This window comes from [Actinomadura] parvosata subsp. kistnae, from assembly GCF_900323885.1.
Taxonomy (GTDB): Bacteria; Actinomycetota; Actinomycetes; order Streptosporangiales; family Streptosporangiaceae; genus Nonomuraea; species Nonomuraea composti.
This window is the reverse complement of sequence record NZ_OOHJ01000005.1, coordinates 17,000-29,277: the sequence shown is the minus strand read 5'-3', so window position 1 is coordinate 29,277 and position 12,278 is coordinate 17,000. Positions and strand designations below refer to the sequence as shown.

Sequence of the window (12,278 nt, the reverse complement as noted above, 5' to 3'; positions counted from 1 at the left end):
CGCACAACACCCGAACCGCAGCGAGGAAGAGGAATACGCCATGACCACCAAGCCCTACCTGACCGGCCACTACATCCCCGCCGTCGACGAGATCACCGCGACCGGGCTGACCGTCGAAGGCCACCTGCCGCCCGAGCTGAACGGCCGGCTGGTCCGCAACAGCCACAACCCCAAGCCGGGCGTCACCCCGACGCACTGGTTCAAGGGCAGCGGCATGGTCCACGGCATCCGGCTGCGGGACGGCCGGGCCGAGTGGTACCGCAACCGGTGGGTGCGCACCCCCGCCCTCGACGGCGCCCCTACATGACCGAGCACGGCCCCGACCTGACCGCCAGCGTCGCCGGCACCCACGTCATCGAGCACGCCGGACGCCTGCTCGCCCTGTGCGAGGCGAACTTCCCGTTCGAGCTGGACGCCGAGCTGGAGACCGTCGGCGCCTACGACTTCGACGGCAAGCTGCGCAGCGCGATGACCGCCCACCCCAAGACCGACCCGGTCACCGGCGAGCTGCACTTCTTCGGCTCCTCGCCGTTCCCGCCCTACCTCCTGTACTACATCGCCGACGCCAAGGGCCAGATCGTGCACAGCGCCGAGATCCCCGGCGCCACCGCCTCCCTCAAGCACGACTTCGCGATCACCCGCCATCACGTGGTCTTCATCGAAGGCTCGGTCACCTTCGACCCGGCCGAGCACTCCGGCATCCCGTACGGCTGGAGCGACGCCCAGCCCTCCCGCATCGGCGTCATGCCCCGCACCGCCGACGGCGCCGCCAGGATCCGCTGGTTCGACATCGAGCCCGGCAACATGCTGCACGCCGCCAACGCCTACGAGGACGCCCAGGGCCGCATCGTCCTGGAAGGCCCCACCGTCGACCGCGAGGGCTTCCAGTTGTCCTGGAACTGGTGGGTCGGCGCGCCCGGCCGCGGCACCGAACCCAACACCCGCTCCTACACCCGCCGCTGGGTCGTCGACCTCGCCCAGGGCAGGGTCGACGAGCAGACCATCGACGACCTCGCCGTGGAGTTCCCCACCCTCAACGAGGACTACGTCGGCGCCGAGAACCGCTACACCTACGCCGTCTCCTTCCCCGACCAGGACGGCTACGGCGGCTACGGCGTCGTCAAGTACGACCGCGCCACCGGCGCCCGCCGCGTCCACCAGGCCGGCGACGCCCGCCTGCCCAGCGAGGCCGTCTTCGTCCCCGCCGAAGGCGCCGCGAACGAGGACGACGGCTACCTCCTCACCGTCGTCTCCGACCTCAAGCAGGACGCCTCCCAGCTCCTGGTCCTGGACGCCGCCGGCCTCGACCGGATCGCCACCGTCCACCTGCCCCGCCGCGTCACCGGCGGCATCCACGGCTCCTGGATCCCCGACACCACCGACCAGTAGCCCATCCTGCGGGGCGGCCCTCACCCGGGGCCGCCCCGCTCATGGCAGTTACTGGGTCAGCCACCATCGACCAGGACAACTCACTGCCCTGCCATCGAGGACGACCGGGACGTCGTCACGCCTGTCGTCGGTGACCGGCAGGAGTTCCAGGCGTTGGCGCAGCGGCACCACCACAGCCTTTCGGGCAGGTATCAGGCGGGGTCGAGGATGAAGGTCGTGCCCTCGTCCTGCGGCACCTGCACCGCCAGCCCGGCATCGGCCAGAGCCGCGCCGATCTCCTCAGGGTCGCCCGCCCAGCCGAGGTGGAGCTGGTCGACCAGGTCGCCCCTGACGTCGAAGGCGCTGTCGTGGCTCTGGGTGTTCCAGAAGACGGCCTTGAGCGCCTCCGTGTCCTGGCTGCGTTCGGCCACCCGCTCCCAGCAGCCCGACGTGGTGGGCCAGAGCGCGGGCTCGGCCACGTACCCCTTGGCGGCCAGAAGTTCGAAGGCCCGCAGGATGCGGCACAGGTCGGACGGCTCGTCGGCGGCCAGGCAGGTCACGGTGCCTTCGCCTGGCTCGGTGGGGCCGTGGGCGGCGGCCATGAGCCGGTCCATCGCGGCTTCGAAGTCCTCCGGATCGTCCTCCGGCTCCTCCTCGGGCACGCGGAGCACGAGCCCTTCCCAGGCGAAGGCCGACTGCAGTTCCGATGCCAGGCCGCCCCTCCAGCGCACGTCGACGTCCCGGAGCAAGGTGCCGTCGGCCGCGAACGCGTCCGTGAAGTCGGGGGGCAGAGCCAGCAGCCCCCACTCACCGGTCGCGGACGCGAACTCCTCGCCGGTGACGTGCCGCCAGCCCTTCTCCTCCAGCCGGTCCAGAGCCCGGTCGAACGCCTCGGCGTGCGACGCGGCCGGCGCCCGCTCCCTTTCCCGCCTGGCCGCCGCCCGCCGGTGACGCGCGACCACCATCGCCCACCAGCAGTGCGGGTGCCGGAACGCCTCAGGGTCGAGCCTCTCCAGGCTCGCGGCGATCTCCGCCAGGCGGGCCTTGTCGTCGGCGGGACGCTCCGCCGGCGGCGCGTCCGCGTACGCGCCCAGCCGCTGGACGAACTCGGCGAAGGAGGCCAGCGAGGTGTTCACGACCTCGAACTTCAGCCCCTCGTCACCGCCGTCCAGATCGACCAGGACGACGGCCCCCTTGTCCACGTCAAGGAAGAACACCATGTCGCCGTCCTGATGCGGCCCGCCCACGATCAAGCCGTGGTTGCCCTCGGCCAGCGGGACGACGGCGAACAGCCCGAGCGGCCCGTCGGGAATGTCGGTGCTGAAATGCCCGCCCGCGGAGCGGGGGAGCCCGGTCTCGGTGAGCAGCACGAGGTCGGCCTCGCGAAGCCCGAGCTCCTTGCCCTTCTCGACGTCCAACGTGACGACTTCGGTCATCATGATCCCTCCGTGGTGACGAACCACGCAGGATAGTGATCAAGAAGGCCGAAGGTGCGGTGATTGCGGAATCAGGGGCCGGCGCCGGCCGAGCGGAGCGTCCGTGACCCTGAGCGCCTCATCGCGGTGCCCGTCCATGCCGGACGCGCCGGGGCACCGACCTGCCCGGGTGTCAGCGGGCGAGGCGGGCCGCGGCCTCCGGGGTGACGGGGGCGAAGAAGTTGACGAGGTTGCCGTCGGGGTCGCGCAGCAGCAGCGACCGGTTGCCCCACGGCATCGTGCGGGGCTCGGTGACGAATCCTGTGCCCTGGCCGGACAGGTTCTCGTACACGCGGTCCACGTCCTCGACGAGGAACTCGAGGATCACGCTGTGGTTGTCGGCGGGCCGGGAGGATCCCGGGGCGAACAGCGGGACGGTGCGGGTGCCGGCGATCGCCAGCGTGGCGGTGGCCGACCTGATCTCGGCGAACTCCTCGGTGGCCCAGCGGGCTCGCAGGCCGGTGGCCTGCTCGTAGAAGCCGGTGAGGCGGGCGACGTCATCGGTGATGACGCGGATCGAGACGAAGTCCATGACGTTTCTCCTGTACGAGTGCGTGATGCCTCTAGCGCCTCGCACGTTACGACCGATTGTGGACGGAATCGGTCCAGTATTCGCCATGAGTTTGGCCGGCTCGTCCCCGAGGAGACGAGCCGGCGCCGCGCGGGTCGTCAGCCTCGGCGGTGGTCCTCACCGGGGCAGAAGGTGAGGCGGCTGTTCTTGATCGAGGTGAGGTTGTCCAGGCTCATCCAGCCGTACGTGCCGGTGCCCTTGACGCGGGCGAACACCCAGTGCTTGCCGTACCTGTTCCTGGTCCAGCAGTGGAAGTAGAGGACCTGGCCCCTGTGCAGCTTGGCGACGTTCCCGCAGGCGGCGTACGGGGCGGTCTTGAGGTTGAAGGACCCCCGCATGACGCCCGTGCCGTCGTCGACGTTCGCCGTCCTGGGGGCGGGGCAGCCGGGCAGCGCGGCGGCCGACGCGGCCGGTGCGCTCAGCAGGCTCGCCGCCAGCGCGCCCCCCAGCGCCAGCGCCCCCACGGTCTTCGATGACAGTCTCATGCTTTCTCCCCGTTGCATGATCTACTTTGCTGCGAGGACCGTAGGGAGGCGCGCTTGAGAGCGCCTTGCCGATCTCTTGCACGGGCGGGCCCGTGGCGCTCACGTCCGCAGGAGGATCAGCGGTACGGGGGCGCCGGGCTCGTGGCCGTGGGGGACGGCGGCCAGGGCGTCGCCGAGGGCCGCGCCGTTGAGGAAGGCCGGGCGGTCGCCGCCGAGTGCCCGCACGCCGGCGCCGTCCCAGACGACCGGGACGATGCGGGTGCGGCCGGCCGGCACCGGGATCGGGGTGAGCAGCGGCGCCTGCGGCAGGCTCCCGAGCGGGCGCCCGGACAGGCCCGCCAGGAGCGGGCCGAGCAGCGTGTGCGCGGCGGTCAGCGCGGCGAACGGGTTGCCGGGCAGGCCGATGACGTACGGGCCGCCGCGCGGGCGGGCGAGCAACGCCGGATGCCCGGGGCGGGAGGCGACCGAGTCGACGATCCAGCGGGCGTCACGCTCGGCGAGCAGGCGGCGCAGCCCGTCGGTGACGCCCACCGACGTCGATCCGGTGACCACGACGACGTCGGCGTCCGACGCGGCCGTCACCGCCTCGGCCAGCACGGCGTCGGGCTCGTCGGGCACGTGGGCGAGGCCGGCCAGGTCGCCGCCGAGGTCGGCGACCAGGGGCGGCAGCAGCGGGCCGAGCGCGTCGCGCACCCGGCCCGGGCCGGGCAGGCCGTGCCGGGCCAGCTCGTCCCCCGTGACGATGGCCCGGACGGCGGGTCTGCGGCGGACCGGCAGCTCGTCGTAGCCGCAGGAGGCGGCCAGGCCGAGCAACGCCGGCCCCACCGGCGTGCCCGCGGGCGCCAGCCGCGTGCCGGCGGGCGCGTCCTCGCCCGTCCGCCGGATGTGCTTGCCGGGCGGCAGCTCGGGGCCTGTCACGTGGCCGTCGTCCGTGGTGGCCGACTCGACCGGCAGCACCGCGTGCGTCCCGGGCGGGACGACCGCGCCGGTCGAGATCTCCACCGCCTGCCCGTCCGCCAGCCGCTCCCCCGCCCACGGCCGGCCGGGACGGGCGCTGCCCGCGATCGTCCACGGCCCCGGCCCCGCCACGGCGTAACCGTCCATCGCGGAGGTGTCGAAGGCCGGCAGCGGGGTCGCCGCGACGAGGTCGTCCGCCAGCACCAGGCCCGCCACCCGGCCGAGCGGGACCTGCACGGGCGGGGTCGGCTCGGCCGCCTCGTGCGCGAGCTGCCGCGCCGCCGCCCAGGCGACGTCCCGACGGGTTTCTTGATCGGCTGCCGTGACCACGCCTCACGGTCCCATTCGTGGCCTCTCACATGCAACTCGACCCGTCGGGCCGGCGCACGCCGTCAGCCAGGCGCGCCAGCCGCCGTGCTTCGTGATGTCCGCGCCGGCCGAGGCCGCCTCGTGCGTGCAGCCGAAGCCCACCACCCAGCGGCCGTCCGAGAGCTCGACCCGGCCCAGCGTCATGGGGGCGGGCAGGCCCGCCAGGAAGCGGCCGAGCGCTCCTTCCGAGATCAGCCAGACCTCGCCGTCGATCGGTGCGCCGTCCCCGGGGCCGACCCTGACCAGGCCCGGCTTCGGGGGCACGGTGCCGAGGACGCGCAGGGCGTAGGCGGAGGAGGTCCGCGCGGGCCGCTCCCAGCGGGCGCCGAGCCGCCGCAGCTCGTGCTCCAGCGGCTGGCCGGCCAGGTGGGCGCCGACCACGAACAGCTCGACGGCCCGCACGCCGCCGTCCGCGATCGCCGCCGGCCACGGCACAGGAACGTCCGGCGACGAGGCGGGCGGAACCGGCGCGCCCGGTGGCGGTGCGGCCTGCGACGGGACGGCCTCCGACGGGACGGCCTGCGACGGGGCGGTCAAGTACGGGGCGGTCGAGTATGGGGTGTCGCCCGCGTACTCCGCCGGCGGTTCGGGGTGGACGAGGACGCGGCGGGCCAGGTCCAGGGCCACCGCGTCGTGGAACGGCCGGGCCAGCACCGTGACGCCGAACTGGGCGGTCCCCCGTTCCGGACCCTCGTCGACCGTCCCGGACGGCACCGCGACCGCGCACAGGTCGAACAGGTTGCAGAAGTTCGTGTACGTGCCGACGCGCGAGTTGACCGCCACCGGCTCGGCCGCGACCTCCGCCACCGTGGGATGGCATGGCGCCGTCGGCACGAGCAGCGCGTCGAAGCCGTCGAGCAGCCCCATGCACTCCTGCCGCAGCCGCTCCAGCCGGGCGAGGTCGCGCACGAGGTCGGAGGCGGAGACCCGCCCGGCCCGGCTGATGATCGCGCCCACGGTGGGGTCGACCTCGTCCGGGTGGGCGTCCACGAACGCGCCGACGGCGGCGTGCCGCTCGGCGACGAGCGCGCCGTCGTAGAGCAGCCGGGCCGCCGCCAGGAACGGCTCGATCCGGATCGGCGCCACCACGGCGCCGTCCGCTCGCAGGCGCTCGACGGCGTCCGCGAACGCCGCGCCCCATCCGGGGGCCATGGCGGGCAGGTCGTCGGGGACGGCGACGCGGGCCTTCGGCGGTGCGGCCAGGGGCGCGTCGGCCGGCCAGGGCCGGGTGCCCGGCCCGCCCGCCATCGCGGCCATGGCGGCGCCGGCGGTGCCGAGGTCCCGCGCCATGATCGTGACCGCGTCGTACGAGCGGCAGGCCGGCACGACCCCGGCCACGGAGACGGTGCCGAGCGTCGGCTTGATGCCCACGATGCCCTGGAACGCGGCCGGCACCCGCCCGGAGCCCGCCGTGTCGGTGCCGATCGCGATGTCGGCCAGACCGAGCGCCACCGCGACCGCCGAGCCCGAGCTCGAACCGCCCGACACGAACGCCGGCCGGCGCGCGTCGCGCACCCCTCCGTACGGGCTGCGCTGCCCGACCAGGCCGGTGGCGAACTGGTCGAGGTTCGTCACGCCGACGACCGTCGCCCCGGCGGCCCGCAGCCGCGCCACCGCCGTCGCGTCGGCCGCCGCCGGCCCGGAGGCGAAGGCGGGGCAGGCGGCGGTCGTCGCGAACCCGGCCACGTCCACGTTGTTCTTGACGGCCAGCCGCAGCCCGGCCAGCGGCCCGGCCGCCACCGCCAGGTCGGCGGCCACGGCGGCCTCGTCCCGGTGCGCGATGAACACCTCCGGCCGCCGCCCCCGCACCACCTCACGGGCGCTCCCGCCCACCACCTCACGGGCGCTCCCGCCCACCACCTCACGGGCGCTCCCGCCCGCCGCCTCGCCGGCGGTCATGCGCGCGGTCCCAGGACGACCAGGCAGTCCCCCGGGGCGACCTGGGTGCCAGGGGTGGCGCGCACGTCGGTCACGACGCCCGCGGCCGGCGCCGTCAGGTACGTCTCCATCTTCATGGCCTCCAGCGCCACCAGCGTCTGCCCCTCCTCGACCACGTCGCCCACCGCGACCTCCACCTTCCACACGTTCGCCACGAACGGCGCGTCCAGCCGCGCGCCGCCGTCCGGCACGGCGACCTCGGCGGGCGGGGCGGGCTCGACGGCCGCCGCCTGCTCGGCGCGGGTGAACTCGCCCGCCTCCTCCCAGGCCCGCCGCTCGGCCGCGAACGCCGCCGCCTGCGTGGCGCGGAACGCGGCGATGGACGCGGCGTTCTCGGCGAGGAAGCGCTCGTGCTCGGCCAGCGAGAAGGACCCGTCGGCGGCGTCGATGGACGTCCGGCCGGCGGCGAGGTCGGCCCGCAGGTCGAGCAGCTCCTCCGGGGTGACCGGGTACCAGCGGATGCGGTCGAAGAAGCGCAGCAGCCACGGGTCCTCGCCGGGCGCCGGGTGGGTGCGCCACACCTGCGTGGTGCGCCCCACGAACTGGTAGCCGCCCGGGCCCTCCATGCCGTAGACGCACAGGTAGGCGCCGCCGATGCCGACGGAGTTCTCCGCCGTCCAGGTGCGGGCGGGGTTGTACTTGGTGGTGACGAGCCGGTGCCGGGGGTCGAGCGGCGTGGCGACGGGGGCGCCGAGGTAGACGTCGCCCAGCCCGAGCACCAGGTACTCGGCGTCGAACACGGTGCGGTAGACGTCGTCCACGCTGCCGAGCCCGTTGATACGGCGGATGAACTCGATGTTCCACGGGCACCAGGGCGCGTCGTCGCGCACCCCTGCCATGTACCGCTCGATGGCCTCTCTGGTGGCGGGGTCGTCCCAGCTCAGCGGCAGTCTCACCGTTCGGCTGGGGACGACCAGGTCGGCGGTGCGCGGCAGGGTGGCCTCCAGCTCGGCGAGCAGGCCGAGCAGGCGGGGCACCGGCAGCACTCCGGGGTCGACGTGCACCTGGAGGGAGCGGATGCCGGGCGTCAGGTCGAGCACGCCGGGCTCGGCGAGGCCGGCCAGCGCGGTGTGCAGCGCGTGGACGCGGGCGCGGAGGGCGAGGTCGAGCACCTGGTCGCCGTACTCGACGAGGACGTTGTCGTCGCCCTGCCGCCGGTACGTCACGGCGGGCCCGTCGCCGCCGTCGAGCCGCCGCAGCACGCCGTCGTCACCGTCCCCGCCCGTCGCCGGCACGGTCGAGCGGCGCGGTGCGGAGCCGGCGCGGACCGGGACGAACGAGACCGTGTCGCCGGGCCGGAGCTGGCCCAGCTTCCACCGCTCCCCCGACACCACCGTGACGGGGCAGACGAAGCCGCCGAGGCTGGGGCCGTCCGGGCCGAGCAGGATCGGGGTGTCGCCGGTGAAGTCGAGCGCTCCGACGGAGTAGGGCGTGTCGTGGATGTTGGACGGGTGCAGCCCGGCCTCGCCGCCGTCGCGCCTGGCCCAGGCGGGTTTGGGGCCGATCAGGCGGACGCCGGTGCGGGCGGAGTTGAAGTGCACGCCGTAGCGGGTGGCGTAGAGCTGCTCGATGTCGGCGCGGGTGAAGAACTCGGGCGCGGCATGCGGCCCTTCGGTGACGCCGAGCTCCCAGTGCTGCCCGAATCGGGGTCGCCGGTCCTCGGGGACGGGACCGGCCGCGGCGGTACTGGTGGGGAAGGTGCGCAGGACGTCGCCGGGGCGCAGCGCGCGCCCGCCGTGCCCGCCGAAGCGTCCCAGGGTGAAGGTGGCCGCGCTGCCGAGGTAGTGGGGCACGTCCAGCCCGCCCGCGAAGGCGACGTAGGTGCGCAGCCCGGCGGTGGCGTCGCCGACGTGCAGGGTGGCCCCGGCCGGCACGAGGACGGGCGCCCACATCGGCACGGGCGCGCCGTCCACGGTGACGGCCGCCGGGGCGCCGGCGACGCAGACCAGCGTGTCGTGGCTGACCAGGAGGGAAGGGCCGGTCGCGGTGCATTCCAGGCCGGCCGCGTTCTCGTCGTTGCCGAGGGCGAGGTTGGCCAGGCGCAGCGAGCGGTCGTCCATGGCGCCGCTGGGCGGCACGCCGACCTGCCAGTAGCCGACGCGCCCGTCGGCGTCCTGGACGGTGGTCATCATGCCGGAGCGCACGACAGTGATGCGCGGCTCGGGGTCGCCGACGCCGGCGAGGGTGCCGGTGGTGTGCGTGGCGGCCCTGAACTCGGGGATCCGGATGGCGGCCCGCAGCAGGCCGAGGTTGACCTCGATCCCGTCGGCGCGGGTCGCGGCGAGGGCGTCGCCGAGGCGGTCCAGCGCCTCCTCCCGGGTGCCGCCGGTGGCGATCACCTTGGCCAGCATCGGGTCGTACGCGGTAGACACCTCGGTGCCGGTCTCGGCCCAGCCGTCGACGCGGATGCCGTCCCCTGACGGCAGCTCCACGCGGGTCAGCACGCCGGCGCTGGGGCGGAAGCCGGCGGCGGGTCCTCGGCGTACACGCGGGCCTCGACGGCGTGCCCGGTCACCGGCACCTCGCCGGCGGCGAGGTAGGGGGCGAGGAAGGAGTCGTCGCCGCCGGCCAGGCGCAGCATCCACGCGACCAGGTCGGTGCCGGTGACCTGCTCGGTGACCGGATGCTCCACCTGGAGGCGGGCGTTGACCTCCAGGAACGAGAACTCCTCGCGTTCGGCGTCGTACACGAACTCGACGGTCCCGGCCGAGCGGTAGCGGATCGCGGCGGCCAGGTCGCGGGAGGTGCGGTGCAGCAGTTCCCGTACGCGGGCGGGCAGGGCCGGGGCGGGCGCCTCCTCCACGACCTTCTGGTTGCGCCGCTGCAGCGAGCAGTCGCGGTCGCCGAGGGTGACGACGCCGCCCCTGCCGTCGCCGAAGAGCTGCACCTCGACGTGGCGGGCGCGCTCGACGTACCGCTCGGCGAAGACGCCGGCGGAGCCGAAGCTGCGCAGCGCGAGGCCGGTCACCCGGTCGTAGGCGGCGCGCAGTTCCTGCGGGGTGCGGCACACCGTCATGCCGATGCCGCCGCCACCTCCGGTGGCCTTGAGCATGACGGGGTAGCCGATGGCCTCGACCTCGGCGACGGCGTGGTCGGCGTCCGCGAGCAGGCCCGTACCGGGGAAGACCGGTACTCCGGCCGCGACGGCCACCACGCGGGCGGTGTGCTTGTCGCCGAACGTCCGCAGGTGCCCGGGCGCCGGGCCTGCGAACGCCAGCCCCGCCCCCTCGACCAGCTCGGCGAAGCCGGCGTCCTCGGCGAGGAAGCCGTAACCGGGGTGGACGGCGTCGGCGCCGCTCTCCTTGGCGGCGCGCAGGACCGCCTCCGCGTCGAGGTAGGACGCGGCGGGGCCGAGCAGGACGGCCTCGTCGGCGAGCCGGACGTGCGCGGCGGCCCGGTCGATCTCCGAGAACACCGCGACCGTGCGCAGGCCGAGCTGGCGCGCGGTGCGGATGATGCGGCAGGCGATCTCGCCGCGGTTGGCGATCAATACGGTACGGATGAGCTCAGGCACCGGCGTGCACCACCATGTGGGCGCGGCTCGGGTCGAAGCCGTTGCACGGGTTGTTGATCTGCGGGCAGTTGGAGACGACGACGAGAGTGTCCTTCTCCGCGCGCAGGGCCAGGGACAGGCCGGGCGCCGAGATGCCGTCCACGATGCCGAGCGCCCCGTCGGGATCCACGGGCACGTTCATGAACCAGTTGACGTTCGACACCTGGTCGCGCTTGCCCATGCCGTACTTGGCCAGCTCGGCGAGGAAGTTGTCGGCGCAGGCGTGCTGGGCGTAGGTGTGGTGGCCGTAACGCAGCGTGTTGGACTCGCGGGAGCAGGCGCCGCCGAGGGTGTCGTGCCGGCCGACCTCGTCGGCGACGACGGTGAGCAGCGGCTCGGACTCGTTGTCCCGCAGGACGCTCCCGGTCGTCAGGAAGATCGTCTCCTGCTCCTGGAGGGTCGCCTGGGCGCTGTAGGCGCGCCAGGAGCGGTGGGCGTCGTAGGCGAGGAAGTCGACGGCCTGGTTGCCGTCGAGGTCGGTGATGACGAGCACCTGCCCCCGCGTGAGCACCCACGACCAGGGGGCGCGCGGCGGGACGGTCTCCCGGTGCAGCTCGGCCCCGAACGCGTGCGTCATCACAGTCCCCTGCCCTTGCGGTGGTCGGCGGTGTTCTCGTAGGCGCGCCGCCCTTCGGGCGTGGCGCTCCATTGCGGGTCGTCGGGCGTGGTGACGCGGTCCCGCCAGGCGAGGATCTCCAGCGGGGTGACGGTGTAGTCGGGGCGCGGGTCGAGCGGGTGGGCGGCGTTGGCGAGCAGGACGATGACGGGCAGCTCGGTCCGCAGGGTCACGCTCGCGCCCGGCCCGGCCGAGCCCTGCCATTCCGGACGTCCGTCGGCGTCGATCCGCACGCCCTGGAACAGGGAGATCGACGGGGGCAGGTCGCGCCGTTCCAGGCCGTTCTTGGCGCCGGCCAGGGCGAGCAGCTCCCGCCCGGCGGGGCTGGGGCCGTGGGGTGAGCCGTCGCCGTAGCGCCGCTCGTTCCTGGCCCTGGTGGAGGTGCCGTAGAGGGTGTCGTGCCGGCCGGAGCCGTCGTGGAGGATGGTGGCCAGGACCCGGGCCTGGTCGCTGAGCAGCAGGTACGACGCTCCGGCGTACACCTGCCACTGCACCTTGACCGTGTCGGCGACGTTGAGCCGCTCCCAGGGCATGCCGGCGTGGAAGAGCAGCAGCGACGCGCAGGCGTCGCCCTCGGGGTCGGTGAGGCGGATCGCGGTGCCGGGCGCGAGCACGCGGTGGGCGTAGCCGCCGGCGGGGACGCGGTCCGCCCAGACGAGGTCGGCGGCGGCGACGCCTTCGGGCGGGTTCTCCCAGCGCGCGGCGGGCACGGTCGGCGCGGTGTGGACCGCGGTGCCCTCCTGGGCGCGGGCGTGGGCGCGCGCACCGGCGGTGGTGGCGGTCCCGTTCTGGAGTGTGGTCACGACGCTCCTCGTAATTTCTGTCGCTTGACAGAAACTGTCTCCGGCGGAGCGAACGCGTATGGGTCGCCGCGGTAAATCCGGCGTTAAGCGGGGCTCACCCGGGCAACACCCCCGCCGTGAGCAGGATGGGCGGTGAGCTTTGC

11 protein-coding genes are annotated in these 12,278 nt (G+C 74.3%); 2 read left to right on the top strand and 9 right to left on the bottom strand.

Annotated features, from left to right (window positions below):
• Positions 1-40: 40 nt before the first annotated feature.
• Positions 41-307 carry a carotenoid oxygenase family protein gene (locus KIS93_RS67205; protein ID WP_281261934.1) on the top strand — a complete coding sequence of 89 codons (267 nt, stop codon included), beginning with the start codon at positions 41-43 and terminating at the stop codon, positions 305-307.
• Entirely contained in the window at positions 304-1,389 is a 1,086-nt protein-coding gene (locus KIS93_RS01485; RefSeq protein ID WP_281261933.1) for a carotenoid oxygenase family protein, read from the top strand. The genes KIS93_RS67205 and KIS93_RS01485 overlap by 4 nt, the downstream gene beginning before the upstream one ends.
• Positions 1,390-1,580: 191 nt before the next feature.
• Here the strand turns inward: KIS93_RS01485 and KIS93_RS01480 are convergent, their stop codons facing one another.
• The 9 genes from KIS93_RS01480 to KIS93_RS01445 form a co-directional block, all read right to left on the bottom strand.
• On the bottom strand, positions 1,581-2,807 hold the full coding sequence (locus KIS93_RS01480; RefSeq protein WP_080037701.1) for an SUKH-4 family immunity protein: 1,227 nt from the start codon (positions 2,805-2,807) through the stop codon (positions 1,581-1,583).
• Positions 2,808-2,976: 169 nt separating this feature from the next.
• A complete protein-coding gene (locus tag KIS93_RS01475) occupies positions 2,977-3,375 on the bottom strand; it encodes a VOC family protein (protein ID WP_080037700.1) in 399 nt (132 codons plus the stop codon).
• Between the two features lie 137 nt (positions 3,376-3,512).
• The gene (locus KIS93_RS01470; protein ID WP_155126752.1) at positions 3,513-3,899 is read right to left on the bottom strand and encodes a hypothetical protein; all 387 of its coding nucleotides are present in this window, start codon (positions 3,897-3,899) and stop codon (positions 3,513-3,515) included.
• A gap of 99 nt (positions 3,900-3,998) precedes the next feature.
• On the bottom strand, positions 3,999-5,186 hold the full coding sequence (locus KIS93_RS01465) for a molybdopterin molybdotransferase MoeA (protein ID WP_080037698.1): 1,188 nt from the start codon (positions 5,184-5,186) through the stop codon (positions 3,999-4,001).
• A gap of 3 nt (positions 5,187-5,189) precedes the next feature.
• Positions 5,190-7,124 (bottom strand): allophanate hydrolase, encoded by a 1,935-nt coding sequence (locus tag KIS93_RS01460; RefSeq protein ID WP_080037697.1) that lies wholly within the window; start codon positions 7,122-7,124, stop codon positions 5,190-5,192.
• Positions 7,121-9,607: a 5-oxoprolinase/urea amidolyase family protein gene (locus KIS93_RS01455; protein ID WP_222107169.1), complete on the bottom strand. Its 2,487-nt coding sequence runs from the start codon at positions 9,605-9,607 to the stop codon at positions 7,121-7,123. The genes KIS93_RS01460 and KIS93_RS01455 overlap by 4 nt, the downstream gene beginning before the upstream one ends.
• Entirely contained in the window at positions 9,601-10,677 is a 1,077-nt protein-coding gene (locus KIS93_RS62920; RefSeq protein ID WP_222107168.1) for an ATP-binding protein, read from the bottom strand. Before KIS93_RS62920 ends, KIS93_RS01455 begins: the two co-directional genes overlap by 7 nt.
• A complete protein-coding gene (locus KIS93_RS01450) occupies positions 10,670-11,293 on the bottom strand; it encodes an urea amidolyase associated protein UAAP2 (protein ID WP_222107167.1) in 624 nt (207 codons plus the stop codon). Before KIS93_RS01450 ends, KIS93_RS62920 begins: the two co-directional genes overlap by 8 nt.
• Positions 11,293-12,135 carry an urea amidolyase associated protein UAAP1 gene (locus KIS93_RS01445; RefSeq protein WP_080037695.1) on the bottom strand — a complete coding sequence of 281 codons (843 nt, stop codon included), beginning with the start codon at positions 12,133-12,135 and terminating at the stop codon, positions 11,293-11,295. The genes KIS93_RS01450 and KIS93_RS01445 overlap by 1 nt, the downstream gene beginning before the upstream one ends.
• Positions 12,136-12,278: the final 143 nt, after the last annotated feature.

Bases quoted from the DNA above. Each gene is read 5' to 3' on its own strand.
- KIS93_RS67205 (WP_281261934.1), top strand. From the start codon at position 41: ATGACCACCAAGCCCTACCTGACCGGCCACTACATCCCCGCCGTCGAC.
- KIS93_RS01485 (WP_281261933.1), top strand. From the start codon at position 304: ATGACCGAGCACGGCCCCGACCTGACCGCCAGCGTCGCCGGCACCCAC.
- KIS93_RS01480 (WP_080037701.1), bottom strand. From the start codon at position 2,807: ATGATGACCGAAGTCGTCACGTTGGACGTCGAGAAGGGCAAGGAGCTC.
- KIS93_RS01475 (WP_080037700.1), bottom strand. From the start codon at position 3,375: ATGGACTTCGTCTCGATCCGCGTCATCACCGATGACGTCGCCCGCCTC.
- KIS93_RS01470 (WP_155126752.1), bottom strand. From the start codon at position 3,899: ATGAGACTGTCATCGAAGACCGTGGGGGCGCTGGCGCTGGGGGGCGCG.
- KIS93_RS01460 (WP_080037697.1), bottom strand. From the start codon at position 7,124: ATGACCGCCGGCGAGGCGGCGGGCGGGAGCGCCCGTGAGGTGGTGGGC.
- KIS93_RS01450 (WP_222107167.1), bottom strand. From the start codon at position 11,293: ATGACGCACGCGTTCGGGGCCGAGCTGCACCGGGAGACCGTCCCGCCG.